The sequence below is a fragment of the Bradyrhizobium sp. 139 genome, from assembly GCF_023074175.1.
GTDB lineage: Bacteria > Pseudomonadota > Alphaproteobacteria > Rhizobiales > Xanthobacteraceae > Bradyrhizobium.
Genome location: NZ_JADPKS010000104.1, coordinates 124,419 through 150,772 on the forward strand (window position 1 = coordinate 124,419; position 26,354 = coordinate 150,772).

The 26,354-nt window shown below is 64.6% G+C and carries 31 protein-coding genes and 1 tRNA gene; 10 read left to right on the forward strand and 22 right to left on the reverse strand.

Features of this window, described 5'->3' with window-relative positions:
* Positions 1–31: 31 nt before the first annotated feature.
* The 4 genes from IVA80_RS23600 to IVA80_RS23615 form a co-directional block, all read right to left on the reverse strand.
* Positions 32–541 carry a hypothetical protein gene (locus IVA80_RS23600; protein WP_247435968.1) on the reverse strand — a complete coding sequence of 170 codons (510 nt, stop codon included), beginning with the start codon at positions 539–541 and terminating at the stop codon, positions 32–34.
* A 332-nt stretch (positions 542–873) separates the two neighbouring features.
* Positions 874–1,182, reverse strand: coding sequence for an EthD family reductase (locus IVA80_RS23605; RefSeq protein ID WP_247435971.1), 309 nt, complete (start codon positions 1,180–1,182; stop codon positions 874–876).
* Positions 1,183–1,419: 237 nt separating this feature from the next.
* Positions 1,420–3,126 carry an FAD-dependent oxidoreductase gene (locus IVA80_RS23610; protein WP_247435973.1) on the reverse strand — a complete coding sequence of 569 codons (1,707 nt, stop codon included), beginning with the start codon at positions 3,124–3,126 and terminating at the stop codon, positions 1,420–1,422.
* Between the two features lie 39 nt (positions 3,127–3,165).
* Positions 3,166–3,354, reverse strand: a complete 189-nt coding sequence (locus IVA80_RS23615; protein WP_247436049.1) for a hypothetical protein — start codon at positions 3,352–3,354, stop codon at positions 3,166–3,168.
* Positions 3,355–3,670: 316 nt separating this feature from the next.
* On the opposite strand from IVA80_RS23615, the gene IVA80_RS23620 reads away from it, so the two are divergent.
* The 3 genes from IVA80_RS23620 (at position 3,671) to IVA80_RS23630 (ending at position 5,815) form a co-directional block, all read left to right on the forward strand.
* A tRNA-Thr gene (locus tag IVA80_RS23620) sits at positions 3,671–3,745 on the forward strand.
* Positions 3,746–4,529: 784 nt separating this feature from the next.
* Positions 4,530–5,075, forward strand: coding sequence for a hypothetical protein (locus IVA80_RS23625; RefSeq protein ID WP_247435977.1), 546 nt, complete (start codon positions 4,530–4,532; stop codon positions 5,073–5,075).
* 53 nt (positions 5,076–5,128) lie between these two features.
* Complete coding sequence (locus tag IVA80_RS23630) at positions 5,129–5,815, forward strand: ATP-dependent Clp protease proteolytic subunit (protein WP_247435980.1); 687 nt, start codon at positions 5,129–5,131, stop codon at positions 5,813–5,815.
* Positions 5,816–5,926: 111 nt separating this feature from the next.
* On the opposite strand, the gene IVA80_RS23635 is transcribed toward IVA80_RS23630, so the two are convergent.
* The 3 genes from IVA80_RS23635 to IVA80_RS23645 all read right to left on the reverse strand — a co-directional run bounded on the left by IVA80_RS23635 (position 5,927) and on the right by IVA80_RS23645 (position 7,613).
* Positions 5,927–6,403: a cyclic nucleotide-binding domain-containing protein gene (locus tag IVA80_RS23635; RefSeq protein ID WP_247435983.1), complete on the reverse strand. Its 477-nt coding sequence runs from the start codon at positions 6,401–6,403 to the stop codon at positions 5,927–5,929.
* A gap of 74 nt (positions 6,404–6,477) precedes the next feature.
* Positions 6,478–7,098, reverse strand: a complete 621-nt coding sequence (locus IVA80_RS23640; protein ID WP_247435985.1) for a ferric reductase-like transmembrane domain-containing protein — start codon at positions 7,096–7,098, stop codon at positions 6,478–6,480.
* 11 nt (positions 7,099–7,109) lie between these two features.
* Positions 7,110–7,613 carry a Twin-arginine translocation pathway signal gene (locus tag IVA80_RS23645; protein ID WP_247435989.1) on the reverse strand — a complete coding sequence of 168 codons (504 nt, stop codon included), beginning with the start codon at positions 7,611–7,613 and terminating at the stop codon, positions 7,110–7,112.
* Between the two features lie 295 nt (positions 7,614–7,908).
* On the opposite strand from IVA80_RS23645, the gene IVA80_RS23650 reads away from it, so the two are divergent.
* Entirely contained in the window at positions 7,909–8,904 is a 996-nt protein-coding gene (locus IVA80_RS23650; protein ID WP_247435992.1) for an LLM class flavin-dependent oxidoreductase, read from the forward strand.
* Positions 8,905–8,945: 41 nt separating this feature from the next.
* On the opposite strand, the gene IVA80_RS23655 is transcribed toward IVA80_RS23650, so the two are convergent.
* Genes IVA80_RS23655 through IVA80_RS23680 form a run of 6 tightly spaced genes read right to left on the reverse strand, consistent with a single transcriptional unit; the run spans position 8,946 to position 13,548 of the window.
* Positions 8,946–9,821: an amidohydrolase family protein gene (locus tag IVA80_RS23655; RefSeq protein ID WP_247435995.1), complete on the reverse strand. Its 876-nt coding sequence runs from the start codon at positions 9,819–9,821 to the stop codon at positions 8,946–8,948.
* A gap of 13 nt (positions 9,822–9,834) precedes the next feature.
* A complete protein-coding gene (locus IVA80_RS23660; RefSeq protein ID WP_247435998.1) occupies positions 9,835–10,230 on the reverse strand; it encodes a RidA family protein in 396 nt (131 codons plus the stop codon).
* A 25-nt stretch (positions 10,231–10,255) separates the two neighbouring features.
* Positions 10,256–11,059 carry a 2-oxo-hept-4-ene-1,7-dioate hydratase gene (gene hpaH / locus IVA80_RS23665; protein ID WP_247436002.1) on the reverse strand — a complete coding sequence of 268 codons (804 nt, stop codon included), beginning with the start codon at positions 11,057–11,059 and terminating at the stop codon, positions 10,256–10,258.
* A gap of 3 nt (positions 11,060–11,062) precedes the next feature.
* Entirely contained in the window at positions 11,063–11,923 is an 861-nt protein-coding gene (locus IVA80_RS23670; protein WP_247436005.1) for a fumarylacetoacetate hydrolase family protein, read from the reverse strand.
* A gap of 44 nt (positions 11,924–11,967) precedes the next feature.
* Complete coding sequence (locus tag IVA80_RS23675; protein WP_247436008.1) at positions 11,968–12,585, reverse strand: flavin reductase family protein; 618 nt, start codon at positions 12,583–12,585, stop codon at positions 11,968–11,970.
* 3 nt (positions 12,586–12,588) lie between these two features.
* Complete coding sequence (locus tag IVA80_RS23680; RefSeq protein ID WP_247436011.1) at positions 12,589–13,548, reverse strand: tripartite tricarboxylate transporter substrate binding protein; 960 nt, start codon at positions 13,546–13,548, stop codon at positions 12,589–12,591.
* A 126-nt stretch (positions 13,549–13,674) separates the two neighbouring features.
* On the opposite strand from IVA80_RS23680, the gene IVA80_RS23685 reads away from it, so the two are divergent.
* From IVA80_RS23685 to IVA80_RS23705, 5 genes are all read left to right on the forward strand, one after another.
* Positions 13,675–14,475: an IclR family transcriptional regulator gene (locus IVA80_RS23685; protein WP_247436052.1), complete on the forward strand. Its 801-nt coding sequence runs from the start codon at positions 13,675–13,677 to the stop codon at positions 14,473–14,475.
* Between the two features lie 112 nt (positions 14,476–14,587).
* Positions 14,588–15,883 (forward strand): O-acetylhomoserine aminocarboxypropyltransferase, encoded by a 1,296-nt coding sequence (locus tag IVA80_RS23690; protein ID WP_247436014.1) that lies wholly within the window; start codon positions 14,588–14,590, stop codon positions 15,881–15,883.
* A gap of 4 nt (positions 15,884–15,887) precedes the next feature.
* Complete coding sequence (locus IVA80_RS23695; protein WP_247436017.1) at positions 15,888–16,670, forward strand: alpha/beta hydrolase; 783 nt, start codon at positions 15,888–15,890, stop codon at positions 16,668–16,670.
* Between the two features lie 67 nt (positions 16,671–16,737).
* Positions 16,738–17,241, forward strand: a complete 504-nt coding sequence (locus IVA80_RS23700) for a DUF6496 domain-containing protein (protein ID WP_247436020.1) — start codon at positions 16,738–16,740, stop codon at positions 17,239–17,241.
* Positions 17,242–17,323: 82 nt separating this feature from the next.
* Positions 17,324–18,055, forward strand: a complete 732-nt coding sequence (locus IVA80_RS23705; RefSeq protein ID WP_247436023.1) for a 3-oxoacyl-ACP reductase family protein — start codon at positions 17,324–17,326, stop codon at positions 18,053–18,055.
* A 227-nt stretch (positions 18,056–18,282) separates the two neighbouring features.
* On the opposite strand, the gene IVA80_RS23710 is transcribed toward IVA80_RS23705, so the two are convergent.
* Genes IVA80_RS23710 through phnG form a run of 9 tightly spaced genes read right to left on the reverse strand, consistent with a single transcriptional unit; the run spans position 18,283 to position 25,232 of the window.
* Positions 18,283–18,894: a pyridoxamine 5'-phosphate oxidase family protein gene (locus IVA80_RS23710; RefSeq protein WP_247436024.1), complete on the reverse strand. Its 612-nt coding sequence runs from the start codon at positions 18,892–18,894 to the stop codon at positions 18,283–18,285.
* Between the two features lie 28 nt (positions 18,895–18,922).
* Entirely contained in the window at positions 18,923–19,519 is a 597-nt protein-coding gene (phnN, locus tag IVA80_RS23715; RefSeq protein WP_247436026.1) for a phosphonate metabolism protein/1,5-bisphosphokinase (PRPP-forming) PhnN, read from the reverse strand.
* Entirely contained in the window at positions 19,516–20,673 is a 1,158-nt protein-coding gene (locus IVA80_RS23720) for an alpha-D-ribose 1-methylphosphonate 5-triphosphate diphosphatase (RefSeq protein ID WP_247436028.1), read from the reverse strand. The genes phnN and IVA80_RS23720 overlap by 4 nt, the downstream gene beginning before the upstream one ends.
* Before the next feature lie 11 nt (positions 20,674–20,684).
* Positions 20,685–21,383, reverse strand: a complete 699-nt coding sequence (gene phnL / locus IVA80_RS23725; RefSeq protein ID WP_247436030.1) for a phosphonate C-P lyase system protein PhnL — start codon at positions 21,381–21,383, stop codon at positions 20,685–20,687.
* 22 nt (positions 21,384–21,405) lie between these two features.
* Complete coding sequence (gene phnK, locus IVA80_RS23730; RefSeq protein ID WP_247436056.1) at positions 21,406–22,188, reverse strand: phosphonate C-P lyase system protein PhnK; 783 nt, start codon at positions 22,186–22,188, stop codon at positions 21,406–21,408.
* A gap of 22 nt (positions 22,189–22,210) precedes the next feature.
* Entirely contained in the window at positions 22,211–23,101 is an 891-nt protein-coding gene (locus IVA80_RS23735; RefSeq protein WP_247436032.1) for an alpha-D-ribose 1-methylphosphonate 5-phosphate C-P-lyase PhnJ, read from the reverse strand.
* A complete protein-coding gene (locus IVA80_RS23740; RefSeq protein WP_247436034.1) occupies positions 23,098–24,201 on the reverse strand; it encodes a carbon-phosphorus lyase complex subunit PhnI in 1,104 nt (367 codons plus the stop codon). The genes IVA80_RS23735 and IVA80_RS23740 overlap by 4 nt, the downstream gene beginning before the upstream one ends.
* 4 nt (positions 24,202–24,205) lie before the next feature.
* Positions 24,206–24,814: a phosphonate C-P lyase system protein PhnH gene (gene phnH, locus IVA80_RS23745; protein WP_247436036.1), complete on the reverse strand. Its 609-nt coding sequence runs from the start codon at positions 24,812–24,814 to the stop codon at positions 24,206–24,208.
* Positions 24,815–24,818: 4 nt separating this feature from the next.
* The gene (gene phnG, locus IVA80_RS23750; RefSeq protein ID WP_247436059.1) at positions 24,819–25,232 is read right to left on the reverse strand and encodes a phosphonate C-P lyase system protein PhnG; all 414 of its coding nucleotides are present in this window, start codon (positions 25,230–25,232) and stop codon (positions 24,819–24,821) included.
* A gap of 157 nt (positions 25,233–25,389) precedes the next feature.
* Between phnG and phnF the strand changes: the two genes are divergently transcribed.
* The gene (gene phnF / locus IVA80_RS23755) at positions 25,390–26,121 is read left to right on the forward strand and encodes a phosphonate metabolism transcriptional regulator PhnF (protein ID WP_247436038.1); all 732 of its coding nucleotides are present in this window, start codon (positions 25,390–25,392) and stop codon (positions 26,119–26,121) included.
* Positions 26,122–26,354: the final 233 nt, after the last annotated feature.

The window sequence follows — 26,354 nt, forward strand, 5'->3', positions numbered from 1 at the left end:
GCGATGCCCGGGAATGACGAGGTGTCAATCATCAGGCAAACGCCATCGGCTTGTAACGGCGCCAGGCGCCGATGGTGAGCAGCACGAAGAACACCAGCACGATGCCCTGCACCACTGCGAACACAGGCCCCGTGGGCGGTGCCGGCGGCACGGCAGGTGCGAGCGCGGCGAGCGCCGGCACCTTCAGGAATGACTGGATCACCAGCACGAAGACGTTGAAATACAGCGAGACCATTGCGGTCACGATGTAGACGGGACGCCAGACGCCGGCGAGCTTCATGCCGTACAGCGCAATGCAGGCGATCCCGAGCAGCACCAGCGAGATGATGCCGATGATGTGCGACGGCAGCAGCTCCTTGAAAGGGAACAGGAAGCCGGTGGCGCTGGTGAGGATCGTGAACAGCAGGAAGATCGCGGTGAGGCCCGCCATCGGCTTCGAGCCAAGCAGGCCGAACATCACGATGAGGCCGGCGACGATGGCGATCAGGCTGATGATGACATGGACCAGCGTGAAGGCGGACAGGCTCAACCCAAGAACCATGACATCTCTCCTACTCTCTGCATTGAGATCGGAAAGATTAATATTACGGTCCTCATCGGATTGCCACATGCGCCGGCATCACACATTCGCGCGCAGCCATGCATCATCGTGCGAATCGACAAGCGCATGGCTCAATTTTTTGCATCGCTGTCACAAACAACAGCAGTTTGCAGCCCGGATGGAGCGAAGCCTAATCCGGGGGCCTCGCATGTGGATGATGCTGTCCCGGATTGCGCTTCGCTCCATCCGGGCTACGAGCCTGCAGGTCTTTCACCAAAGTTGAACCAGATTCGACAAGGACGACCCGCGACGTGCGGGCCGTCCTTCGCGTTTCAGACTTCCTTGGTATCGAAGATCAGCAGGTCGGCGCCACCGCTGGCGAATTTCGGCACGTCAGCGCCGGTCGCCTTGCCTTCTGGGCTGCCGAATGCCGCCTGGATGTCAGCCACGCTGTTGAAGGTGAGAATGGCGACGAGATGGATTCCGGAAGGTCCGGCGGGCGAGCCGACCGGTCCCGTGCTGACGGCATATTTTTTCAGGCCGGGAAGTTTCTTGGCGAGTGGAATGTGGGTCTCGGCGTAGTACTTGTCGAAGGCCTCAGCATCCTTGGGCGTTTTGTAGAGCACGACGATTTCAGCCATTTAGTCCTCCCATTTTGCCTTTTGTGTGTAGATCCTCATGGTGAGGAGGCGCCTCAGCGCCCCTGCGGACGATGCTTTCGCATCGCCGCGCGAACCATGCAGGCCCGGCTGTTGCATCCGGGCCTTCATCCTTCGAGACGCCGCTGTCGCGGTTCCTCGGGATGAGGGGATAGTCTGTGGCACGCGGCAGGATGGCAAGTGACATTCGACTTGCCATTCCCTTGTCTTAATTATTGCTCAAAGCGCCGGTTTTGCGGCGTCGCCGAGATAGCCGTGCAGAGAGGCCACGACCTGCGCGCCTTCGCCGATGGCGCCGCCAACGCGCTTGACCGAGCCGGAGCGGACGTCGCCGACGGCGTAGACGCCGGGCACTGAAGTTTCGAGCGGGGCAACGAGCCGGCCAAGATTCTGCTCGGACTGCGCGCCGGTGACGACGAAGCCGCCGCGATCGAGCGTCACCCCGCAGCCGTCGAGCCAGCTGGTGGCGGGATCGGCGCCGACGAACAGAAAGAGATTGCGGATGTCGGCGGAATCCTCGTCGCTCGAGAGCCGGCTCTTCCAGCGGATGCGCCGCAGCAGCGAGGCCTCGTCGCCCTCAAGCGCCGTGATCTCGGTGTTGAACAGCAGCTCGATATTCGGCGTCGCTTCGATGCGCTCGATGAGATAGCGCGACATGCTGGCGCCGAGGCCGCCGCCGCGGATGATCATCAGCACGCGCTTGGCGTGCCCCGACAGGAACACGGCCGCCTGCCCCGCCGAATTGCCGGCACCGACCAGCGCCACTTCATCCCCGGCGCAGAGCCGCGCCTCGATCGGCGAAGCCCAATACCAGACGCCGCGGCCCTCGAATGTGTCGAGATTCTCGATGTCGGGCCGGCGATAGCGCGCGCCGCTCGCAACGACGACCGCGCGCGAGCGCAGCACGTCACCGCAATCGAGCTCGACGGAAAATGCGCCGTCGCCACGCGCGCAGTCGAGCGACCTTGCCGTCATCGGGATCATGATGTCGGCGCCGAATTTTTGCGCCTGGTTGAAGGCGCGCGCCGTCAGCGCCATGCCGGAAATTCCGGTCGGAAAGCCGAGATAGTTTTCAATGCGCGCGCTGGCGCCGGCCTGGCCGCCGAAGGCGCGGGTGTCGAGGACTGCGACCGAGAGACCTTCGGAGGCGGCATAGACCGCGGTCGCAAGGCCCGCCGGCCCACTGCCGACGATCGCGACGTCATAGATGCGATCGTTCTTCGGCCCGCCGATCATGCCGATGCTACGCGCAAGCTCGGTTTCGCCGGGATTGCGCAGCACCGTGCCGTCGGCGGTGACGACCAGCGGCCAGTCCTCGGGCTCGGGCGAGTAGCGCGCAATGACCTCGGCAGCATCGCCGTCGCCGTCAGGATCCAGCAGATGATGCGGCTGGCCGTTGCGGGTGAGAAAGCCCTGCAAGCGGACCACGCCAGCCGAATGCGACGGCCCGATCAGCACGATGCCGCCGACCCCGCCCTGGATCAGGCTGACCCGGCGCAGGATCAGCGCGCGCATGATGCGCTCGCCGAGCTCGGCCTCGGCGACCAGCAATGCGCGCAGGCGATCCGGCGGCAGCAGCAGCGTTTCGACATCACCTTCGGCGCGGCCATCGACCAGCGCCGGCCGGCCCGAGAGCTGGCTCAGCTCAGCCAGGAATTGTCCCGGCCCCTGGTCAATCACCGGGGTGACATGACCGAGCCCGTCGCGCTGGGTGATGGCGACGTGGCCTTTCAACACCACGAACATGCCCGGGCCCGGCTTGCCGGTCTCGAACAGCAACTCGCCATCGGGATAGGTGCGGAGCTCGCCGAAACGCCGCATGCGCTCGATCTCGGCTGATGTCAGCGCCGGAAAGGTCTGTTCGGGGCGCGTGAACCGCGACATCTGCGCGTCACCGTCGGCTCGTCGCGATTCGTCCTGCCCCATTGCCACTTCATGCACTCCAAAAATCCAGGCCGCCGAATTCTAACCGCCGGTCTTGCCGGCGGCCCCCTCATCTAGGGAACCATTTTCGTTCTGCGAGGGCTCGGTGATGGCGGCGCGTTCGCGCGCCTGCACCTTCCGCCGCTTCAAATTTTCGCGCAGCGCTGATTTCAGCCGGTCGTCGCGGGACGCCCGGTTCTGCCTCGTGCTCTTGTCGTTCTCGTCAGCCATCAGGGGTCCATCGCAGCGGTCGGCCGATAACATGCCCAAGGAATGCGGCAGCTCAAGAGGCCCGCGCGATCCGATCGTGCGAAAACCCAAATGAGTCGAATCCGACGCCTTGGCCAACTGGCCAGTTGGGTGGGATATCGGCGCCCAAATGGCGGAAAGCCGGTCGTTTCCAGCCAAAACCGCCATTTTGAGCCCGATATCGCCCCGATTTTCTGGTTTTGTCAGGCCCGGCAAGCTTGCACAGGAGGGGGGCTTGTGGCAGATATCGGCCCGCTTGGTAGGCTCCTCGTGGCGGCCGATTCTTGTCCCAGCACATGCTGCCGTAGCTCAGTGGTAGAGCACTCCATTGGTAATGGAGAGGTCGACAGTTCAATCCTGTCTGGCAGCACCATTCCCTGGATCAAATCACACATGAAGCCGCATTCTCGCGGCACCGGACGCCCGAGTTTTGCTCTATCCTTTTGCCCCCTTTCCGTGAAGAGAGCGCAGGGAAGACCGGGTGCCGGCTGGCACCCGCGGTCCGCTGCGCGAAAGTACACGCAGAAAAACCGCACAGCAGCATACAGGTGTAGCCAATCACTCGGCCTTCCCTGCGCAGTGGGCTGACGGCTTATGCCGCGCTCTCCCCGGCGACGAGTTCCTTTTTGTCACCGTCGCCTTGCGAATTGACGATGGCCCGAAACCCGGTTGAGCCCCGATCCATCTCCGCAAGGCTTGACCGTAGCAACGACGGCCAGGACCACACGATTTTGCCGTACGCAGCGGCGCCATTCGTCCGCACGCCGCAGGACCTCACGAGGTTCATCTCGCCCTGATCCCGCATTCGCGTGCCCGGCGCCGCCGCGTCCACCGCACCCCGATCCACGTTCGTTACGACGGACGATCGCCCCTCTCCCCGGACCGGGATGGCGGATGAGTACCGCAATTCCGAATTTCGGTAAAGTGGAATATTTTCGCGACAGGGGATTGACGGTTTTGGGACGGGGCGGGTGTTTTGCCCGACAGGTCAAATGGACGCTGGCGATGTCAAGCTTTCGGCCTGGAAGCGACCTCGCGGACTTGATCTGTCCGGCGCTACCAATGTCCTGCATCCTGCCAATTCGTCAATGCTTCTTAGCGAAGTCTTATAGGATTCATCTTTAGGTAGCGGGCTCTTCAGTGCGGGAGTGACCACGATGGCGTTCGGCAAACGTCAATCCGGAGTTGGTGCCACGGCACAAGCTCTCAATGTCGACATCGCCGCGGCGCAAAGCCAGGCTGTCACCGAGACTGCCCAGCCGACAGGCAGCCCGATTCGTTGGCTCATCGTGATGGTCGCTTGTGGCGCGATGCTCTACGGACTGTTTGTGAGCTACGGTCCGGAAATTCTGCGCGACCATCGCTTGGCCGGAACCTGGCAGCCGGCATATGATTTGGAAGCGATGGATGGGAAGTGCGAACGAACAAACTTCGTGATTACCTTCTGCAGCGCCAAGATCAAATCGGTCGCCAGGCCTGATCAAGCGCCGACAACTCATAAATTCTTCATGCTTTTTTCGGGCGGTGGCGGAGAGGCTCTTGTGCCGGTGCGCTCAACAACCGACCGCGCGGCGGTCTCGATCTTCTACACAGCGGAAACGAAGCTTTGGAACCGTACGCTGTCGTTTATTTTCTCGGCCGGCATAATCGCCCTGTTTGGGTTCGGCGCGCTGCTTGTTTTCTGGCGAGCGGTCAATTCCTGATGACCGACCTCCTGGCCGAGAATGTCACCCTCGCTGATCTGAGGCGATAGACCGTGTCACGGCTCACAATTCCCGGCGGCGCCTGCGGCATCCTGCTCGTTTGGTCCGTTTTCCAAATGCCTTCCGGCTCCGGAGATGTGGCATCCCGGCAGACCTTGTCGATCAACGAAGAGCCGGACCGCATCGTGCTGGGTTGGAGCGGGCCGGTGCAGGAGCCGATGAGCGAGCGTGTCACGGCCGCCTTCGATCGTTACAAGGCGGATCCACGCCGGCTCGTCCTCATCCTAAACTCGCCGGGCGGCTCGATCGAACATGGGCGAAAAGTCGTCGCAGCGATCCGAGCGCGCAATCGAGCTATCGATACGCTCGTCCAGAAAGCCGGCGTCTGCGCCTCAATGTGCGTTTCGATTTTTCTTGCCGGCAGCAAGCGCATGGCCGATCCCGACGCCTTCTTCATGTTTCACCAGGCCAGCTTGAACAGTAACGCCAGGGAAAACATGAAGCGGCGGGAGTTCGGCGACTTGGAGAACGCCCTCTTCTCGCAAGCCGTAAAGACAATCGAGACGCAAGCCACCGACGAGTTCTTCCGTAACGACATCGGCATCCGCGGCGTCAACGGAGTCTGGCTTGCTGGCATGCGCAAGAAAATCTCAGACCGCGATATTTGGATGAGCGGTCAACAGCTCGTTGATGAGGGCTCCGGCATCGTTGACCGTCTTGTTCCCACCCCTGCCGGCTAGCAGCGAGCTCGCAGGATGAGTAGAGCGAAGCGAAACCCATCGAGCCATTGCTCGGTGAGGAAGCATGATGGGTTTCGCAAGTGCTCTACCCATCCTACGGGCTACGCACGATCAATTGTCGTCACCCACCTGATGTCCGGTGAAGCGATCGTCGGAACGACGCAGCCGTCTGCATAGCTCGCGATTGATGTTTTGCAGGACGATCACATAGGCGTGGATATCGGCCTTGTAGCAGGCGTAGAAATTTTGGGCGTTCAACTCGTACAGCACCGCCGGACTTTCCGCGGCGACCGTGGCGGAGCGATTTTGCATTTCAATCAGCGTCATTTCACCGAAGAAATCGCCGGGCTCCAGAACCGAAATCGGGATGACGCTCCCCGAACTCGCCCGTTTGCTCACCGCCAGCCGACCGGATTTGACGATGAACATCGAGCGTCCCGGCTCGCCTTCCACCACGACGGTCGCGCCGGCATCGAAGCGGCACTCGACCAACATCGAACTCAGGAGATCGAGACTTGGGTCCGGGAGACCACCGAAGAACGGCGTCGCGAGCAGGAACGCTTTCAGATCGGGGGCACCGACAACCATCGCGCGAACATACGCCCCGTCGCCGTCAGCGGCAATCAGCCGGTAGGATGGGTAGAGCGGAAGCGAAACCCATCCTACGCGCTACTGCTGCGCAACGCCCGCTTTCTCCAGAGGTCAGCGATGACCTTGATGGTCGCTGCGAGGACGAGCGCGCAAAGCGCCGCCTTTGAGACTGTTTCCATCGTCCCCTCAATCAGCAGGCAATGGGCCACACTCCCCACAACGATGACGATCGCGAGGGGAATATGGATGATGCGCCAATTTCGCAGTCGCAGTCCCAATCGCCGGCGCAGGGCAGCCAGAAGCGCAACAGTGAAGATGGCCCACATGGCGATCACGCCAAAGGGGGAGAACGGCGTCGGCGATGCGAAGAGAAGCGCGTCGATCATGTCAGGCGGACTGGTGATCCAGAGGCCAACGACGTGGATCACCACCGCCAGAGCAAGCGCGCCGCCGATCCAGTGATGGGCGCGCCGTCCACGATACGCCGACAGTCCCGGCAGGTATCCGCCAATCAGCAACGGCTGAATGAGCACAAGACCGAGCGCAATGATCCCGGCGAATCCGGCCAGGATGTAGACCGGACCGCGCCATGCCATCAGCTCGCTTCCCGCAGCAATGGCGATCGGCACGCAAATGGCCAAAGCAAGGGCGACCCAGATCAGGGTCGCCCGGGTCGATTGCCACCCCTTCATTGGCAAGGCTATCAGGCCGGCTGAAGGACGAAATGCGCCTCGAGGCTGGTTTCCTTTGCGCTCCGCATCACTGGCCGCAGGAAAACGGTTTTGAATTCACCGCTGTCATAAGCGAGGTGGCCATGCGGCTGGCCGAAGATGGGAATGATCTGCGGCATCTCGAGCCGGAACTTCCCATCCTTGTCGGTGAGCGTGGCGCCGTGGCTCTGCGGTTCGTGCTCCTGTCCTTCGGTCGTGTGCGCCCAGATCTGGATGCGCTGCCCGGCGAGCGGAGCCCCATCGCCGGCGCGGCGTACGGTGCCACTCATCCAGAAGCCACCCTTTCCGATCCGCTCCACGATCGCGGCGCCCTTGCGGTAGTTGTTCGCCCCGCCCGACATCGAATCGGTCGGCGCGAGGCCTTCCGCGCGGGCAGGCAACAGCAGCCCGGAGACCCCGGTTGCCAAGACTCCGGTTGCCAGGACGGAGCCGCCGGCGGCGAGGAAATTGCGGCGGTTGAGTACGACGGTGGTCATGTCGGTTCCTCCTGGCGACGCTGCAGTGGCTCCACTGAGAGTACAACAACAGGCGCGAGACGCCCAGTTGAGACGAAGGGCGCACCAGGTCGCAATAACGGGGTTGTGAATGGGGTTTCAGGCCGCTCGAACAGCTTCGCAGGATGGGTAGAGCGGAAGCGAAACCCATCGAGCCTTGCGCGATGACGAAACAAGATGGGTTTCGCAAGTGCTCTACCCATCCTGCGCGCTGACACTACATGTCACGTTCCAGATGCGCATGCTCGCGCAAGATCCTTCACTCCGGTAGCCTCCCATGATCCCCTTTTCCGTGCTCGATCTCGCGCCCATCCGTCAGGGCGGCGATGCGGCGCAGGCGTTTGCCAACTCGCTCGATCTTGCCCGGCATGCCGAGGCGTGGGGCTACAAGCGGTTCTGGCTGGCCGAGCACCACAACATGACGGGGATCGCGAGCGCGGCGACGTCCGTGGTGATCGGGCATATCGCGGGCGGGACCAGGACGATCCGCGTCGGCTCCGGCGGGGTCATGCTGCCGAACCATTCGCCGCTGGTCATCGCCGAGCAGTTCGGCACGCTGGAATCGCTCTATCCCGGGCGGATCGATCTCGGACTCGGCCGCGCGCCGGGCACCGACCAGTTCACGGCAAGGGCGCTACGGCGCGACCTCGCCACGAGCTCCGAAAACTTTCCGCATGACGTCTTGGAATTGCAGGCGCTGCTCGGCGATGTGCAGCCGAACCAGGCGATCCGCGCCGTGCCCGGCATGGGAACGAAAGTGCCGCTGTGGATCCTGGGATCGAGCACCTTTGGCGCGCAACTCGCCGCGATGTTCGGCCTGCCGTTTGCGTTCGCCTCGCATTTCGCACCGCAAATGATGATGCCGGCCCTACGGGAATATCGCGCCCGCTTTGAGCCCTCGGCGCAGCTCGACAAGCCCTACGCGATGGTCGGCGTCAACGTGTTCGCCGCGGACAGCGACGCGGAGGCGCAGCGGATGTTCTCATCGCTGCAACAGCAGTTCATCAATCTGCGCCGCGGCACGCCCGGCCCGCTGCCGCCGCCGACTGGCGACATGGACGCGCTGTGGTCGCCGGCGGAAAAGGCGATGGTTGGCCAGTCGCTGTCCTGCTCGGCGGTCGGCTCGCCTGACGTCGTCGAGCAGAAGTTGAAGGCGCTGATCGCCGAGACCGGCGCCGACGAACTGATGACGACGGGCCAGATCTACGACCACGCCGCACGGCTGCGCTCGTTCGAGATCGCAGCCGAGGTGCGGGACCGGCTGGCGGGGTGAGCGTCAAGCGGGTCTCCCTGCGGCCGATCCTTCGAGACGCTTCAGTCCGGATAGCCGAACAGCTTCGCCGGATTGTGCACCAAAATCTGTTCCAGCTCCGCCTGATCAGGCGCGTAGCGGTACATCAATTCGAGCAGGTCGGCGTCGTTGGGCGGCTGCTTCACCGACACCGGGTGCGGCCAGTCGCTGGCCCAGACGCAGCGGTCGGGTGCTGCCTCGATATAGGCGCGCGCGATCGGGATCACGTCGTCGTAGGGCGGGCCGGCCTTGGAGGTCTTCTCGCCGAGCGACAGCATCACCCAGAAATTGCCCTTGGCGAGCAGCTCGAGCATCTTGCGCAAATTCGGATCGTTCTTGCCGGCTTCCGGATCGGGCCGCGCCATGTGGTCGATCAGCACGGGTACGTCGAGATTCTCGTATTTGGCGACGCTGGAGACGATGCCGTCCTTCTCGGGCTGGATCTTGACATACCAGCCGAGCTCGCGAATCCGCGCGATGGCGCGGGCGAAATCGGCATCCGACAGCACGGCGCCGAGCTCCTGGCGGAAGCTGAAGCGCGCACCGCGCACGCCGGCGTCGTGCAGCTTGGCAAGATAAGCGTCGTTCGCTTCCGCGAACACCAGCGCATTGGCGCAGCCGCGATAGTTTGGGCCCATCGCGGCGAGACCGTCGAGCACGACCGCATGGTCGGCACCGTAAGTGGTGGTCTGCACGATGATGCCGCGCTCGATGCCGAGCGCCTTGTGGACGCGCAGCGCCGCTTCCCAGGTCGCGGTCGGCATCCGATAGGCCGCGCCGGGACGCTCCGGATATTTGTCCACGGGACCGAGCACGTGAAACTGGCTGTCGACGGTCTTCGGCGGCGGTGCCTTGACCGGGCGGCGCGGGCTCGGGTCGAACGGCAGATAGGTCGGCATGCAAAATGCTCCTTCAGTCGATCATTGCGGTGAAGTCGCACTGCACCAGCGCGCCGCCGTCCATGTTGTCCATCGGCAGCGCATGGCGCGCCGGGCGCGAATGCTCGTCCGGAAACATTTTCAGCCACTCGACATTGACCGGGCCGCGCTGCGTGCGGTCCTTCAGCCACACCGTCATCTTGATGATGTCGTCGGTGGTGCCGCCGGCGGCCTCCACCGTCGCCTTCATATGCGCGAACATGTTGGCGCATTGGGCGTCCAGGCTCTCGGGCATGACGCCGGTCGCGGGATCGCGGCCGAGGATGACGCCGGACATCACGAGATTGCCGATGCGGCAGGCGTTCGGAATCGGATTGGCGTGCTTGAAGCCGCCGATATGGATGCTCTTGCGTCGCGTGTCACCCGTCATGGCTCGCTTCCTCTTTGTTGTTGGGTCAGACGAACTGGCACGACACCGAGCCGAAGGTGCCGTAATCGGCATGAAAAGTGTCGCCGCGGCGGATGTCCACGGGACGCGTGAACGATCCCGCCAGCACGATTTCGCCGGCCGCGAGGTGTTCGTCATGCGGCGCGAGACGGTTGGCGAGCCAGGCAATGCCATTGGCGGGATGATTCAGCACGCCGGCGGCAAGGCCGGTCTCCTCGACCTCGCCGTTGCGGAACAGCAGCGCGCCGATCCAGCGCAGATCTGCATCCAGGGGGCGGAACGGGCGGCCGCCGAGCACCAGCGCGGCGTTCGCCGCGTTGTCCGAGATCGTGTCCATGACTTTTCGCGTTTTGCCGGTCTCGGGATCGACGCGGTGCATGCGCGTCTCCAGGATCTCGAGCGCGGGCGTCACGTAATCGGTGGCGTTGAGGACGTCGAAGATGCTGCAATCCGGCCCGCGCAGCGGCGCCTTCAGCATGAAGGCGAGCTCGACCTCGATTTTTGGCGCGTGAAAGCGGTCGAACGGGATGGGCGTGGCGTCGGCATAGAACATATCGGCGAACAGAACGCCGTAATCGGGCTCGGAGATGCCGACCGCGTTCTGCATCGCCTTCGAGGTCAGGCCGATCTTGTGGCCCTTGATGATGCGGCCGCGCCCGAGCTGGAGCTTGGTCCAGGCGCGCTGGACCGCATAGGCATCCTCGATGGTGAAGCCGGGATATTCTTTCGAGAACATCGGGATCAACGCCTTGGTGCGCTCGGCCTCATCGAGGCGGGCGGCGAGGCGTTCGATCGTGGCGGCGTCCAGCATGACCTATTGCTCCGCAGCTACGGTGTTGCGCAGCACGCCGATGCGACTCGACTCCACCTCGACGACGTCGCCGACCTTGAGCCAGCGCGGCGGATCAAAGCGCGCGCCGGCTCCGGTCGGCGTCCCCGTCACGATCATGTCGCCGGGCTTCAGGGTCGCGAAGGTCGAGAGATAGGAGATCAGGGCATCGAACGGGAACATCAGCCGCACGGTGGTGTCCTGCTGCCGCACCTCGCCGTTGACGCGCGTGATGATGTCATGAGGTCCGCGCGGGTCGAGCTCGTCCGCAGTGACGATCCACGGGCCGATGCTGCCGGAGCGGTCGAAGTTCTTGCCCTGCGTGACGTTGAACTTGCCGTGCCGCAGCCAGTCGCGGATCGTGCCTTCGTTGCACAGAGTCATGCCGAAGATGTGCGCCCAAGCCTTTTCGCGCGGAATGTGACGGCCGCCCTGCCCGATCACGATGACGAGCTCGCCTTCATAGTCCAGCTGGTCCGAAACTCTGGGTTTCTCGAGCGGCTGGCCGGAACCGGTCATTGAGGACATGCTGCGCACGAACAGGCTGGGATATTTGGGCAGGTCCGAACTGTCCTTGTATTCGGCGTTGCGCTCGGCGTAATTGACGCCGATGCACCAGAGCTTTTCGGGCGCGAGCACAGGCGGCAGCAGGACGAGATCGTCGAGTGCGTGGTCCGGCTCTTGTCCGGCGATCGCTTCCTGCGCGTCACCCAGCGCGTTGGCCGCAATCAGCGCCTTGACGTCGGAAAAGTCGCGGCCGATCCGCCTGGTCAGATCGATCACGCCGCCTTCAACGGCTGCGCCATAGCGCGGCTCTCCGTCCAAGAGATAGCTCACCAGTCGCATTGTCGTTCTCCAATGGCGTTCAGGCGCGATCCAAGGCTGCGCGCTTACTCGGTCGATTTAGGGGTCTGGAACACGCCGCGCAGCGTCACGATCTCGCCGAGACCGGCGTAGCGCGGCCCGCCGATGCGCGCGATCGGGTCGAGCGCCGAGGTCTCGACCTTGCCGTCGGTCACGAGGCCGTCGCGAATGTGGAACATCACGACCTCGCCGACGATGAGGCGGCTGCGCGCGTCGCCGAATTCGAGGCACTGCCGGAAGCGGCATTCCATCGCCACCGGCGCGGCCGCAAGGCGTGGCACCTTGATGCGCTCGCAGCTAAGCGTCTCGAGGCCAAGCTCGGCGACCTCGCTGATCTCAGGCGGATGCTCGATCGAGCTGTCGTGCACGGCCTGCATCAGCGGCGTATCGGCGATGTGGATGACGTATTCCTCGGTATCGAGGATGTTGTGCGCGGTGTCCTTGTAGTCCGCGCCCTTGCGGCCGACGCTGATGGCGAGCATCGGCGGCTTCTGCGAGACGAAGGTGAAGGCGCTGAAGGGGGCGAGGTTGAGCACGCCCGAGCGCGACAGGCTCGTCACCCAGGCAATCGGACGCGGCACCACGATGCCGGTCATCAGCCGGTAGATGCGCTCCGCGCCGAGCTCGGTAGGGTCGATCCGCATCGATCAGTCAGCCTTGATGTTGGCCTTGCGCACGACCGGAATCCATTTGGCATCCTCGCGCTCGAGATAGGCCCTGAACTCGTCCGGCGTCATCGGAACTGCCTCCCCGCCGAGCTTCTCGAACTTGTCGACCACGGCGGGGTCTTTCAGGATCGCGGCCAGCGTCTCGTGCAGCTTGTCGATAACAGGCGCCGGCGTACCTGCGGGCGCGAACAGGCCTGTGAAGGTCTGGCCGTCGAAATCCTTGTAGCCGAGCTCGGCGAAGGTCGGCACGTCAGGCAGCGACTTCAGGCGATGCGGGCTGGTCACAGCCAGCGCCCGGAACAGGCCGGCCTTGATGTGCTGGAGGCTGACCGTGAGCTGGTCGAATGCGAATTGCACCTGGCCGCCCAGCAGATCGTTGATCGCCGGCGCGTTGCCACGGTAGTGCGCGGTGACCCATTGCAGGTCGAGGCTCGACTGCATCAGCTCGCTGAGCAGATGGTTGGTGGTGCCGGGACCGGGCGAGGCCATGGTCAGCTTTCCGGGCTCGCGCTTGGCGAGATCGATGAATTCCTTGAAATTCGCCGCCTGCACCGACGGATGGACCTCGAGCACCAGCGGTGTCATCGAGATCGTCGAGATCGGCAGGAAGTCCTTCTTCCAGCTATAGGCGTCGCGCTTGTTGATTTCGGTCGCGAACAGCACGGGGCCGTTGGCGCCGACGAACAGCGTGTAGCCGTCGGGCGCCGATTTCGCGAAGGCTTCGCCCGCGATCATGCCGCCGGCGCCCGCCTTGTTCTCGATGATGAAGGGCTGGCCGAGGCGTTCCTGCAGCTTGTCCGCGACGATGCGCGCGGCGCTGTCGACATTGCCGCCGGCCGGATAGGGCACGATCAGCTTGACGGTGCGCGCCGGCCATTGCTGGCCCGACGCAGGTCCCGCCAGCATCGCGGCTGCTATGGCAATCCAGATTAATCTCATGTTAACCTCCCGGCGGCGCTTCCAATTCCACATCGAATGCCTGACGTCGCATGGCGCTCGATCGCGGCGCAATCTCCCGATGAGCGCTTTACCTGTCGAGTGAATTATGGCGTTCTTGTCCATATGATGGACAGAACAAATTCCTCAAGGTCCGCCCACGGAACGGCAGAGCCGCGACAGGGCGCGCAGGCGATCCGGCGCGCGCTCGCGGTGCTGCGCATTCTTGCCGCTGGCCGCGAAGACGGCGTGCCGCTGGCCGAGGTGGTGCGGGCGACCGGCCTGACCCGTCCGACCGTATATCGCATCGTGCACGCGCTGATCGAGGAGGGCATCGTCGAACGGCACGGCAAAAGCGGCCGCTACGCCATCGGCAATCAGGTGCCCGAATTGGCGCTCGCACGGGCGCGGCCTTCGCGGCTGCTGGTCGCCGCAAATCCGTCGCTGCGGCGTGCCTCGACCGAGATCGGCGACACGCTGTTCCTGACGGTGCGGACCGGCAACGACACGCTCTGCGTCGATCGCAGGATCGGCGTCTATCCGATTCAGGTGCTGTCGATCGAGGTTGGCGCGCGCCGGCCGCTCGGCGTCTCTAGCGCCGGCGTCGCCATCCTCGCCGCGATGCCGGCGCAGGATGCGCGAAAAATCGTCGCAGCGAACGAGACGAGGTTCGGGGCCTACCAGACCGACGTCATGACGGTGCTCGGCCAGGTCACCGCCGCGAGACGGCGGGGATACAACATGCGGGAGATCGGCCTGGTGCAGGGCACGAAATCGATCTCGACCTGGATCAAGACGCCGGACGGCCGCCCCGCTGCTGCGATCACCGTCTCCGCCGTTCGAACGAGGCTCGGCCCGCGCCGCGAGCAGGAGGTCGTGGAGATTTTGCTGCGGGAGGCGCGGATCATCGAGCAGGCGATCCGGGGTTAAGGCACAGACGCTTGCGGGGAGAGGGAGTACACCGGCGCTGTCAATGGGCTGACTTCGCGCACCATTTTGTGGCACAAGGGCCGCCTCCGCCGATCGACCAACGAGGCCACGCATGCCCGCGCCGAAACCGCCTGCCTTCGAGACCCTGAGCCTGCATGCGGGCCAGCATCCGGATCCCGCGACCGGCGCCCGCGCGGTGCCGATCTACCAGACCACGTCCTACGTGTTCCAGGATTCCGATCACGCCGCCGCCCTGTTCAATCTGGAGCGCGCCGGCCACATCTATACGCGCATCTCCAATCCGACCACCGGCGTGCTGGAGGAGCGGCTTGCCGCGCTCGAAGGCGGCGTCGGCGCGATCTGCACCGCGAGCGGCATGGCCGCGCTGCATCTCGCCATCGCCACATTGTTGAACGCCGGCGACCATATCGTCGCATCGAGCTCGCTCTATGGCGGCACCATCAACCTCCTGGCGCACACGCTGCCGCGCTTCGGCATCACCACCAGCTTCGTCAGGCCGCGCGATCTCGATGCGTTCCGCGCGGCGATCAGGCCGAACACAAAGCTCGTAATCGGCGAAACCATCGGCAATCCCGGGCTCGAGGTGCTGGACATTCCGAAGGTCGCAGCACTCGCCCATGACGCGAAGATTCCGCTCCTGATCGACAACACCTTTGCCACGCCCTATCTCAGCCGGCCGATCGAGCTTGGCGCCGATATCGTCATGCATTCGGCGACCAAATGGATCGGCGGCCACGGCATCGCGATCGGCGGCGCCATCGTCGACGGCGGCCGCTTCGACTGGCGCGGCTCCGGTAAATTCGGCGTGCTGACCGAACCCTATGGCGGCTATCACGGCATCGTCTTCGACGAGCAGTTCGGCACCGCCGCCTTCATCATGCGCGCACGCACCGAAGGCCTTCGCGATTTCGGCGCCTGCCTGTCGCCGACCAACGCGTTCCAGCTCTTGCAGGGCGTCGAGACGCTCGGCGTGCGCATGGATCGCCACATGCAGAATACGTACTCTGTGCTGGAGGCATTGAAAGCCAACAAGGCGGTGGATTGGGTGCTGCATCCCTCGCTGGAGACCCATCCCGACTATCAGCTGGGAAAACAGCTGCTGCCGCGCGGCGCGGGCTCGATCGTCTCCTTCGGCATCACGGGCGGGCGGCCCGCGGGCCGCAAGTTCATCGAATCGCTGCGCATGATCAGCCATCTCGCCAATGTCGGCGACGCCAAGACGCTGGTGATCCATCCCGCCTCGACCACGCATCAGCAGATGGACGCCGGGCAGCTCAAGGCCGCCGGCATCGGCGAAGAGCTGGTGCGGCTGTCGGTCGGCATCGAGACCGCCTCGGACATCATCGACGATCTCACCCAAGCGCTGCGCATCTCGCAAAAGGTCTGATACCATGAAGCTCTCCGTCAACGGCGCCGAGGTGTTTGTCGCAACCGGCGGCCGCGACTTCGACAAGTCCCTGCCTGCGGTCGTCTTCATCCATGGCGCCGGCTTCGATCGTTCGACCTGGGCGCTGCACACGCGCTGGTTCGCCCATCACGGCTATGGCGTGCTGGCGCCTGATATGCCCGGCCACGGCCGCTCGGCCGGACCGTCACTGTCGAGCATCGCGAAGATGGCCGACTGGATTGCGGCGCTGCTCGATGCGGCAGGAGCCACGAAGGCGCATCTGATCGGCCATTCCATGGGATCGCTGATCTCGCTGGAAACAGCGGCGCGGCATCCTGGCAAAGTCTCTGCACTGAGCCTGATCGGCACGGCCGCGACCATGACGGTCGGTCCGGATCTCCTGAAGGCCGCCGAAGCCAACGATCAGGATGCAAACGACATGGTTTCGATCTGGGGTCTCGGCTTCAACGCCGAGCTCGGCGGCAGCCTTGCACCGGGCCTGTGGATGCATGGCGGCGCGCAAGCCGTGCTGAAACATTGCGAGCCGGGCGTGCTGTTCAGGGATTTGTCGGCCTGCAATGCTTACGCGAATGCGCTTGCCGCCGCCGCGAGCGTGAAGGTGCCGACGACGCTTATCCTCGGCGAGCGCGATATGATGACCCCGGCCAAGGCGGGCAAGGCGCTTGCCGCGGCGATCCCCCACGCGAGGACCGTCGTCGTGCCGGGCGCCGGCCACATGATCATGGCCGAGCGCCCGGATGAACTGCTGGTGGCGCTAAGGAACTGACAGGATCAATTGTCCATCTTGCGCGTTGCAGTCAGACATCCCTGTGAATTTCAGAGGGAACTGACTTATGCCAAGAAAAGAAGTCGTTCGCAAAGCCCGACAAGACAAGCGTGCCGGTAAATCGGCAAGCACGCAGGCCGGAGAATTCGTCAAGGACGAGATCGACAAGATCAGAAAAGGCAAGCACGGCGCGCGCTCGACGAAGCAGGCCATCGCCATCGGGCTGTCCGAGGCGCGTCGCGCCGGTGTCGATCTGCCCCCGCCGCGAAAAGGACGCGCCAAGAAGGCGACGCGCCGCAGTGCCGAATATGCCTATGAGGCGGGACAGGGCAAACGCACCCCGAAGCGCAGGCCGCGCGTGTCGCGGGCGGTCGAGGGTGTCCTGAAGAAGGAGCCGCGCTCGACCGCATCGCGAAGTGCACTGTCGAAGCAGAGCAAGGCCGCCGCGAGCCGGCGTACTGCCGCATCACGTTCGGCCGCCGCGCGCAAGGCGAGTCAGACCAAGGGCGCCAAGACCCGCTCCGCCGCCGCAAAGAAGGCGGCGCGCACCAGGGCGCGCCGCCGCGGTTGAGGTCCTGTAGCGATCTTGTGAGTTGAACGCCCGCGGTTGCTGACTGACGATCCGGTCATCACCGGATGGAACGGAACCTCCCATGCCAGACAGTCTCAAGGGGCACATAGCGCTGGTCACTGGCGGCTCGCGCGGCATTGGCGCGGCGGTCTGCCGCCTGCTGGCCGAGGCCGGCGCGGCGGTGGCGATCAACTGCCGCGAGCGGATCGGGCAGGCCGAGCAGCTGGCGGACGAGATCAACAAGAGCGGTGGACGGGCCGTCGCAATCGCCGCTGACGTCTCCCAAGCCGAAGCGGTCGTCGGAATGGTCGAGCGCCTCGCAGCAAAGCTCGGCCCCATCGACATCCTCGTCAACAATGCCGGCATCGCGATCACGCGCGGCGTCGACGATCTCACGGAAGACGATTTCGACCGCACCATCATGGTCAACCTGAAATCCGTCTTCCTGTGCACACAGGCAGTGCTGCCGCCGATGCGCGCGAACAAATGGGGCCGCATCGTGAACATCTCTTCCGGTGCCGCGCGCGGCGCCGGCTCGATCGGCCCGCACTACAATGCATCCAAAGCCGGCATGGAGGGACTGACGCGCGGCTATGCGGCGCGGCTGGTGAAGGAAGGCATCACCGTCAACGCGGTAGCTCCGTCGCTGATCGAGACCGACATGATGAGCGGCCAGCCCCAGCTCGTCAGCCGCATCCCGCTCGGCCGCTTCGGCACGGCGGAGGAGGTGGCGAAAGCCGTGATGCTGCTGGTCGGGAATGCCTACATGACGGGGCAGACGGTCGCGCTGAGCGGCGGGATGGCGTTTAATTAGTGCGAGATGATCATGACTGCGCTTCCCTTCTCCCCTTGTGGGCTAAGGCATGCACACATCTCAAAAATGGAATCTAATACAGGGACTTAGATGACCCCGGATTTCGGAACCGCCCAAAGAGCGGTCGGTCAGCTATCATTGAAAAGACTCGCGCTTTCTATGGGTGCTGACCAACGACCGAAAGATGTGTGCACGCCTTAGCCCACAAGGGGAGAGGGAAACAAAGCTCACCACATCGTCGCGGCCGCGCGCTCCGGCCAGATGCGATCGTACTCCGCACCACCCACCCTGTTCTGGTTCATTTCGGCGAGAATCTGGCCGGGCGTCGGCAGCGTCTTCGGATCGATCCGCTTGTCGGGATTCCAGAGGTCGGAGCGGACGATGGCACGGGCGCACTGGAAATAGATTTCTTCCACGTTCATCACCATGACACTGCGCGGCGCTTTGCCCTCGACCTTGAAGGACGCCAACAGCTCGGGATCGACGGAGAGACGGGCGCGGCCGTTGGCCCGCACCGCGTTGCCGGAGCCGGGGATCAGGAACATCAGCGACACACGCGGATCGCGCACGATGTTGCGCAAGGAATCAACCCGGTTGTTGCCGCGGCGATCCGGCAGCATCAGCGTTCGGGGATCGTGAATGCGGACGAAGCCGGGCAGGTCGCCGCGCGGCGAGCAGTCGATGCCCTCGGGCCCGATGGTGGCGAGCGCGGCGAACGGCGCCTTCTCGATGAAGATGCGATAGAGCGGGGTGACGTGGTCGGCGACTTTCACGGTCGAGGCGTCATTGGTGACGCCGTAGATGGCCTCTAACTGTTCGACCGTTTCGATCACCGACATTCTTCCACTCTCCTTGTTCCGCCGACCGCTAGTCGTGCCAGCATTCGTTCCTGATCACGCGCACCAGCTGGCGGCTGTGATATTCCGCGCTGCCGGCATTGAGGATGGTGACGTCGGCATGCGCCGACGCATCGTCGACGCTGCGCGACAACCGTTCCGCGATATTGCCGTCGCTGTGACGCGCCCGCGCGGCAAGCCGCTGCGCCAGAACGTCTGGCGGCGCCGTGATCGCGACCACCACGACATTGGCGTACGCCTGGTGCAGCGCGCCGATCACCGTGCGCGAAACATTGGCGACGACGGTCCGGCCAGCACGGATGTCATCGTTGATTTCGAGCGGGAGAGCGTAGAGATGCCCGTGCGCCTCCCAGTGCACGGCGAAATCGCCGTGCTCGCGCGCGCGGCGGAATTCGCCTTGGCTCATCGCCATATTGTCTTCGGCTTCGGAGGATTCACGCGTGACGACACGGCGCGCAAAGACGACGTTCTGATCGTCAATGCAGGCAGCCTGCGCGAGCCGCAGCAGCGTGTCCTTGCCGGCGCCGCTCGGACCGACCACGAGCACGAGCCGTCCGGGTCCGGACCCGCCGGCCGCGTCCTGCGCCATGGCCTCGGTCTCGCTCATGCGACGCGGCTTCCTTCGCGCCAGACGCTGCGGACGACGGGAACATTGCCGGCGACGTGCACGCGGATCAGGTCGGCGCGCTTGCCGATCGCGACCTCGCCACGATCGGACAGGCCGACCGCCTCGGCGGGCGCCTTCGTCACCGTGCGGATCGCCGCCGGAAGACTGATGGCGGGCACGTGCTGCGGCAAATGCAGCGCAGCCATCAGGAGGCTCGAGGGAATGTAGTCCGACGACAGGATATCGAGCAAGCCTTCGCGGGCGAGGTCGACCGCCGCGATGTTGCCGGAGTGCGAGCCGCCGCGCACGACGTTCGGCGCGCCCATCAGGATGTCGATGCCGGCCAGATGCAGGCCGCGCGCGGCCTCCAGCGTGGTCGGGAATTCCGCCACCGAAACGCGATCGCGCACGGCGTCCAGAACGTTCTCCTCGGTGGTGTCGTCATGGCTCGCGAGCGGAATGTTGTATTTGTGCGCCAACGCCACGATCTCGCGCATATTGGTCGCGGCATAGGCCTTCTGATATTCGAAGCGCTTCGCGAACAGCTCGTCGAGCTCGGCATCGGTCTTGCCGCCGCCTTTGCCGCGGTAATAGTCGCGCAGCTTGACCTTGTCGCGGAACTGGCGCTGGCCGGGGGTATGGTCCATCAGCGACATCAAGCGGACATCGGGACGGTCGATCAGCTCCTTGGCCTCCTCCACCACGCTCGGCATCGGGATTTCGCAGCGCAGATGCAGGAAGTGGTCGGCACGCAGCAACTCGGCGTCGCGCGCGGTGGTGATCGCGGCGGCGAGCACGCCGGCGCGGCCATCGACTTCCTCGGCGCCGTCCTCGCGCCAGACCCGGAGCGAGTCGAACACCGTGGTGATGCCTGACGTCGCGAGCTGGGCGTCGTAGGAGACGACGGCCGCGACCGGATTCCAGAACACTTTTGGCCGCGGCACGTAATGCGCTTCGAGATGGTCGGTGTGGAGCTCGATCAAGCCAGGCATGATGAGGTCGCCGCCGGCATCCTCCGCACCCGTGGGGGCCCTGCCCTCGCCGATCTCGGCGATGCGTCCGTCCGCAACAGCGAGCCAGCCCTGCTCTATCACCCGATCGGCCAGCACGATCCTGGCGTGGGCGATCACGGTGTCCTTCGGCTTGGCGTTCATGTCCACTTCCTTCAGGCCGCGGCGGCGAAGCTGGTGACGTCGACGATGCGGTCGGCGATTAGATGACGGATTTCGTCGTCATGGACAATGGCGACCATGGCGACGCCCTGGCGCTTCTTTTCGGCAACGAGCTCGACCACGACGGCGCGGTTAGCCGCATCGAGCGAAGCGGTCGGTTCATCGAGCAGCAGGATCGGCATATCTGAGATGAAGCCGCGGGCGATGTTGACGCGCTGCTGCTCGCCGCCAGAGAAGGTTGCCGGCGGCAGCTGCCAGAGCCGCTCCGGAATGTTGAGAAGGTGCAGCAACTCGCCGGCGCGCTGCTGCGCCTCGGCGCGTGCCAGGCCATTCACGATCAAGGGCTCGGCAACGACGTCGACGGTCGCAACCCGCGGCACCGCGCGGAGGAACTGGCTGACATAGCCGATTGTCGCGCGGCGGACGTTGAGGACTTGCCGCGGCTCGGCGGCGGCAAGATCGATCAGCGTGCCGCGATGGCGGATGCCGACGCGGCCGGAGTCGCAGCGATAATTGCCGAAGATCATCTTCAGGATCGACGACTTGCCGGCGCCTGATGGCCCCGACAGCACGACGCATTCGCTCGCGTTGACGTGAAAGGTCACGCCGCTGACGACCGGCAATTCGATGCCGCCTTGCAGGTGCATCGTAAAGGTCTTTTTCGCGGCGGCGATGTCGATCATGGCGGTCATCGGAGGACTCATATTGGAAGGCTCATGGCGGCAGAATCGAGGAGACGAGGAGTTGGGTATAAGGCTCTCGAGGGTCGTCGAGCACCTGGTCAGTGAGACCGGTCTCGATGACACGGCCGCCCTTCATCACCATCACGCGATGCGACAATAGCCGTGCGACCGCAAGATCGTGGGTGACGATGATGACCGCGAGGTGCAGCTCGGCGACGAGGCTGCGCAGGAGGTCGAGCAGGCGGGCCTGCACGGAGACGTCAAGACCGCCGGTCGGCTCGTCCATGAACACCAGCCGCGGCTCGGTGACGAGGTTGCGCGCGATCTGGAGGCGCTGGCGCATGCCGCCGGAATAGGTGCGCGGCGCATCGTCGATGCGCGCGATGTCGATCTCGACGCGGGTCAGCCAGTCCGACGCGGTATCACGGATGCGGCTGTAGTGATTCCACCCCACTGCCATCAGCCGCTCGCCGACATTGGCGCCGGCCGAGACCGCCATGCGCAGCCCCTGCGCGGGATCCTGGTGCACAAAACCCCAATCGGTGCGGAACAGGAGGCGCCGCTCGGCCTCGCCCAGCGTGGCAAGATCGCGGGTGACCCCGTCACGCATCCGATAGGACACCTGGCCGCCACTGGCCGCGAGCTGACCCGACAGGAGCTGGAGCAGCGTCGACTTGCCCGAGCCGGATTCGCCGACGATCGCCAGCACTTCGCCGGGATAGAGCGAGAACGACACATCGCGGCACGCGGCGATGCGGCCATAGGATTTGCTGAGTGACTCGGCGAGGAGCAGGGGCTGGTCGTTTTCGAGCATGTCGAGATCAGCCGAGTCTTGATCAGCCATGTGAGCCCGCCTTCTCCTTGTACGGCGCGGCGCTCAGGCTGCCGTGGTGGCCCGCGGCCTGTCGGCCCTCGCAATAGTCGGTGTCGGAGCAGACGAACATGCGCCCGCCGTTGTCGTCGGTCACGATCTCGTCGAGATAGGAATTTTCCGCCGCGCATAGCGCACAGGGCGCGTTGAAGCGATACGGCTCGAAGGGATGGTCTTCGAAGTCAAGCGACACGACCTGCGTATAGGGCGGGATCGCATAGATGCGCTTCTCGCGGCCGGCGCCGAACAGTTGCAGCGCCGGGCAATTGTCCATCTTGGGATTGTCGAATTTCGGCGTCGGCGACGGGTCCATCACGTAGCGCGCGTTGACCTTCACGGGATAGGCGTAAGCCGTCGCGATGTGGCCGAAGCGAGCGATGTCCTCGTAGAGCTTCACATGCATCAAGCCGTATTCGGCCAGCGCGTGCATGCGCCGCGTCTCGGTCTCGCGCGGCTCGAGGAAACGTAAGGGCTCCGGAATCGGCACCTGATAGACCAGCACCTGATTCTCGTGCAGCGACGTCTCCGGGATGCGGTGGCGGGTCTGGATCACGGTCGCCTCGTCCGTCGCCGTCGTCGTCGCCACGCCCGCAGTCTTGGCGAAGAATTTGCGGATCGAGATCGCGTTGGTGGTGTCGTCGGAGCCCTGGTCGATCACCTTCAGTACGTCATCGGGCCCAAGGATCGCAGCGGTCACCTGCACGCCGCCGGTGCCCCAGCCATAGGGCATCGGCATTTCGCGGCTGGCGAACGGCACCTGATAGCCGGGAATCGCGATGGCCTTAAGGATCGCGCGGCGGATCATCCGCTTGGTCTGCTCGTCGAGATAGGCGAAATTGTAGGCGGGCGCGTTCATTCCGCGGCCTCCTTCATGGCATCAGGCGCATGGGCATCAGCGAATTCCTGACGCAGCTTGCGCAACAGGCCGAGCTCGGACTGGAAGTCGACATAATGCGGCAGCTTAAGATGCTCGACGAAGCCGGTGGCCTGGACGTTGTCCGAATGCGACATCACGAATTCTTCATCTTGCGCGGGGGCGGCGGCTTCTTCGCCGAGTTCGCGGGCACGGAGCGCGCGATCGACCAGTGCCATCGACATGGTCTTGCGCTCGCTCTGGCCGAAGGCGAGACCGTAGCCGCGGGTGAAGCACGGTGCTTCCGTGGCAGAACCCTTGAACTGGTTGACCATCTGGCACTCGGTGAGCGCGATGGAGCCGAGCGGCACGGCGAAGCCGACGTCTTCAGCGAAAACTTCGACCTCAACCTCGCCGAAGCGGATTTCGCCGGCGAAGGGATGATTGCGGCCATAGCCACGCTGGGTGGAATAGCCCATGGCCAACAGAAACCCTTCGTCGCCGCGCGCGAGATTTTGCAGGCGCAGGTCACGATCCGCCGGGAAGTTGAGCGGCTCGCGGGTGAGATCGCCGACGCTGGCGCCGTCCTCGGCCTGCGGCGAGGATTCGATCAGGCCGTCGCGGCCCAGAATGTCCGTCACACGCGGCGTCGGCGCCGTCGAGGCCTCGGCCATCGCCGGCGCCTCGGGCGCAGAGCCCTCGGCGAGCGTGGGATCGAGCAGGCGATGCGTATAGTCGAAGGTCGGCCCGAGGATCTGGCCGCCGGGAATGTCCTTGAAGGTCGAGGACACCCGCCGCTGCACGCGCATCGTGCCGGTGTCGACCGGCTCGCTCGCGCCGAAGCGCGGCAGGGTGGCGCGGAAGGCGCGGACCAGGAAGATCGCCTCGATCAGATCACCGCGCGCCTGCTTGATCGCAAGCGCCGCAAGCTCGCGATCATAGAGCGAACCCTCGCTCATGACGCGGTCCACGGCGAGGCCAAGCTGCTCCGAAATCTGGTCGAGCGTGAGTTCCGGAACGTTCTGGTCGCCGCGCCGCGCATGTGCGAGCAAGCGGTGGGCGTTCTCGATGGCACGCTCGCCCCCTTTGACTGCGACATACATGCGACTAGCTTCCCTTGTTCACGACACGCGTGGTGCGCGGGATCGCAACCACGGAGTCATCGGCGACCAGCACCACATCGGTGCCGCGCGGAAACAGTGCCTCGTTGACACGCAGCCGTTCGAACAGGTCGAAAGGCTTGATCGACGCCCGAAGCGTCGCGACGCCATCGATGCCGGGGCCACGCAGTTCGAAGCTGCGCCCCGAGTCCAGGCTCTCGACCTGAATGATCAATGTGGTCGAACGATCCGGATATTCGCTCGTGCCCAGTGCGAAGCGATCGAGCGACGGCAGCGCGGTGCCATCGGCGATCAGCGCGAAACTCGCAATCGAACAGTCCTGCACGGCCGGCGCGCCGGTGTGGAACTTCAGCCATTTCACGATGTCGGAGCTATCCGTCATCCGCGCATCGAGCCAGAGCGGCGTATCGTGATCGAACAGCGTCAGCGCGATCGCGGCGGTGCCGCGCATCATCGTATCAGGCGCTCCCGCCATCGGCACGATGCGCTGGACCGCGCCCGGCCGTGCCATCGCGTCCATGACCGAGCGAAAGGTCGATTGTGCCGACAACACCTTGTCGACGAAACCCGGCGGCAATTCCGCAATCGTGGTCATGGCCTCACCCCTCACCGCGCACCATGGTGTAGAAATCAACCTTCGTCGCGGCGGTCTCGGCCGCCGCCTGCTTGCGCCTCACCATAAGCTGCTCGCGCAACGGCGCGATAACGTCCCGCTCGACGGCCGCGCCAAAATCCCGCGACTGCACCAGCGCATCGCACAGCGCGATCAGTCGCGCCTTCTCGCCGTCTCGCCCCAGCGTGTAGCCGAAGCCGACCTCGCCGCTCGCAAGCCGGACCGCGGCGCGCGACACCGTCGCTTCGCCGAGATTGAATGGCGCGCCATCGCCGCCGACTCGGCCGCGCAGCATGACGAGGCCGTTTTCGGGCGCGCGCAGATCCTGATGGCCGGGTAAGGCGATTGTGCGGAGGCGAGCGGCGATCTCGTCCGCCTCCGCGTGCGCCAGCACGGCCATCGCGGCCTTGCGCTGGGCTTGCTGATTGTTGTTCTCAGTCACGAATCCACCAAACTTGCCGAATCCAAGTTGTCTATGATACTAGACAACTTGATACCGAAGCGCCATGTCTGTTTCGTGACAAACGTGTGATTTCTGAAGTAGGCTTCTGGGCAACATGAGCATGCAGGACACAGCCTCTTCGGGCGTCGCGCTGTGGCGCCTCGTTGCTGACGGCATCGAGCGCGGCATCGCTGACGGCCGCTTTGCGGCCGGCGACAAGCTGCCGGGCGAGATGGAGATCGCCGAAACCTATCGCGTCAATCGCCACACCGTGCGGCGCGCGCTTGCCGCGCTTGCCGAGCGCGGCCTCGTGCGCGCCGAGCGCGGCAGCGGAACCTATGTCGAAGCGCAGCGCCTCGCTTATCCGCTGCGCTCGCGCACGCGCTTCTCCGAAATCGTCGGCGCAGACGGCCGCGAGCCGCATGGCCGGCTGATCGAGGCGTCCGACGACGTCGCGACCCGCGAATTGGCGCGCGAACTGGGATTGAAGGCCGGCGCACCGCTGGTGCGGATCGAGACGATACGCCTCGCCGACCGCACGCCGATCTGCGTCTCCACCACCTGGCTGTCGGCGGAGTTGTTTCCGGGCGCGGGCAACGTGTTCGCCGCGACGCGCTCGATGACGAAACTGCTCGAGCATTACGGCGTCCGCGACTACAGCCGCGGCGCCACCCGGATCACCGCCGGCATCGTGGACGCGACCGACGCCGCGCGACTCGATCTGCCGCTGGGACGTCCGATCCTGGTGGTCGACGCGACCGACCATGATCTCGCGGGCAAGCCGCTGGTGACCAAGCACTCGCGCTTTGCGGCGGAGCGGGTGGAATTTTTGGTGGAGAACGGGTGAGCGTGCGGCCACGCAGTCGGTGCACCTCTCCCCTTGTGGGAGAGGTCGGATCGCGTCGGAGATGCGATCCGGGTGAGGGGTCTCTCTCCGCGAGTTTGAGTTCGCGGACAGAGACCCCTCATCCGGCGCTTCGCTGTCCAGCGGATGGATGGGTAACAGAACAGACCGGATGGATGGGTGACATTGGTTCATGGTTTGGTCGGCTGCGGCGCTGCGCTAGCGCAGCGTCGCCA

What these genes read in the sequence shown, in the direction of transcription:
- IVA80_RS23600 (WP_247435968.1), bottom strand. Translation starts at nt 541, where the DNA reads ATGGTTCTTGGGTTGAGCCTGTCCGCCTTCACGCTGGTCCATGTCATC.
- IVA80_RS23605 (WP_247435971.1), bottom strand. Translation starts at nt 1,182, where the DNA reads ATGGCTGAAATCGTCGTGCTCTACAAAACGCCCAAGGATGCTGAGGCC.
- IVA80_RS23610 (WP_247435973.1), bottom strand. Translation starts at nt 3,126, where the DNA reads ATGGGGCAGGACGAATCGCGACGAGCCGACGGTGACGCGCAGATGTCG.
- IVA80_RS23615 (WP_247436049.1), bottom strand. Translation starts at nt 3,354, where the DNA reads ATGGCTGACGAGAACGACAAGAGCACGAGGCAGAACCGGGCGTCCCGC.
- IVA80_RS23625 (WP_247435977.1), top strand. Translation starts at nt 4,530, where the DNA reads ATGGCGTTCGGCAAACGTCAATCCGGAGTTGGTGCCACGGCACAAGCT.
- IVA80_RS23635 (WP_247435983.1), bottom strand. Translation starts at nt 6,403, where the DNA reads ATGGTTGTCGGTGCCCCCGATCTGAAAGCGTTCCTGCTCGCGACGCCG.
- IVA80_RS23640 (WP_247435985.1), bottom strand. Translation starts at nt 7,098, where the DNA reads ATGAAGGGGTGGCAATCGACCCGGGCGACCCTGATCTGGGTCGCCCTT.
- IVA80_RS23645 (WP_247435989.1), bottom strand. Translation starts at nt 7,613, where the DNA reads ATGACCACCGTCGTACTCAACCGCCGCAATTTCCTCGCCGCCGGCGGC.
- IVA80_RS23650 (WP_247435992.1), top strand. Translation starts at nt 7,909, where the DNA reads ATGATCCCCTTTTCCGTGCTCGATCTCGCGCCCATCCGTCAGGGCGGC.
- IVA80_RS23655 (WP_247435995.1), bottom strand. Translation starts at nt 9,821, where the DNA reads ATGCCGACCTATCTGCCGTTCGACCCGAGCCCGCGCCGCCCGGTCAAG.
- IVA80_RS23660 (WP_247435998.1), bottom strand. Translation starts at nt 10,230, where the DNA reads ATGACGGGTGACACGCGACGCAAGAGCATCCATATCGGCGGCTTCAAG.
- hpaH (WP_247436002.1), bottom strand. Translation starts at nt 11,059, where the DNA reads ATGCTGGACGCCGCCACGATCGAACGCCTCGCCGCCCGCCTCGATGAG.
- IVA80_RS23670 (WP_247436005.1), bottom strand. Translation starts at nt 11,923, where the DNA reads ATGCGACTGGTGAGCTATCTCTTGGACGGAGAGCCGCGCTATGGCGCA.
- IVA80_RS23675 (WP_247436008.1), bottom strand. Translation starts at nt 12,585, where the DNA reads ATGCGGATCGACCCTACCGAGCTCGGCGCGGAGCGCATCTACCGGCTG.
- IVA80_RS23680 (WP_247436011.1), bottom strand. Translation starts at nt 13,548, where the DNA reads ATGAGATTAATCTGGATTGCCATAGCAGCCGCGATGCTGGCGGGACCT.
- IVA80_RS23685 (WP_247436052.1), top strand. Translation starts at nt 13,675, where the DNA reads ATGGACAGAACAAATTCCTCAAGGTCCGCCCACGGAACGGCAGAGCCG.
- IVA80_RS23690 (WP_247436014.1), top strand. Translation starts at nt 14,588, where the DNA reads ATGCCCGCGCCGAAACCGCCTGCCTTCGAGACCCTGAGCCTGCATGCG.
- IVA80_RS23695 (WP_247436017.1), top strand. Translation starts at nt 15,888, where the DNA reads ATGAAGCTCTCCGTCAACGGCGCCGAGGTGTTTGTCGCAACCGGCGGC.
- IVA80_RS23700 (WP_247436020.1), top strand. Translation starts at nt 16,738, where the DNA reads ATGCCAAGAAAAGAAGTCGTTCGCAAAGCCCGACAAGACAAGCGTGCC.
- IVA80_RS23705 (WP_247436023.1), top strand. Translation starts at nt 17,324, where the DNA reads ATGCCAGACAGTCTCAAGGGGCACATAGCGCTGGTCACTGGCGGCTCG.
- IVA80_RS23710 (WP_247436024.1), bottom strand. Translation starts at nt 18,894, where the DNA reads ATGTCGGTGATCGAAACGGTCGAACAGTTAGAGGCCATCTACGGCGTC.
- phnN (WP_247436026.1), bottom strand. Translation starts at nt 19,519, where the DNA reads ATGAGCGAGACCGAGGCCATGGCGCAGGACGCGGCCGGCGGGTCCGGA.
- IVA80_RS23720 (WP_247436028.1), bottom strand. Translation starts at nt 20,673, where the DNA reads ATGAACGCCAAGCCGAAGGACACCGTGATCGCCCACGCCAGGATCGTG.
- phnL (WP_247436030.1), bottom strand. Translation starts at nt 21,383, where the DNA reads ATGACCGCCATGATCGACATCGCCGCCGCGAAAAAGACCTTTACGATG.
- phnK (WP_247436056.1), bottom strand. Translation starts at nt 22,188, where the DNA reads ATGCTCGAAAACGACCAGCCCCTGCTCCTCGCCGAGTCACTCAGCAAA.
- IVA80_RS23735 (WP_247436032.1), bottom strand. Translation starts at nt 23,101, where the DNA reads ATGAACGCGCCCGCCTACAATTTCGCCTATCTCGACGAGCAGACCAAG.
- IVA80_RS23740 (WP_247436034.1), bottom strand. Translation starts at nt 24,201, where the DNA reads ATGTATGTCGCAGTCAAAGGGGGCGAGCGTGCCATCGAGAACGCCCAC.
- phnH (WP_247436036.1), bottom strand. Translation starts at nt 24,814, where the DNA reads ATGACCACGATTGCGGAATTGCCGCCGGGTTTCGTCGACAAGGTGTTG.
- phnG (WP_247436059.1), bottom strand. Translation starts at nt 25,232, where the DNA reads ATGGCCGTGCTGGCGCACGCGGAGGCGGACGAGATCGCCGCTCGCCTC.
- phnF (WP_247436038.1), top strand. Translation starts at nt 25,390, where the DNA reads ATGAGCATGCAGGACACAGCCTCTTCGGGCGTCGCGCTGTGGCGCCTC.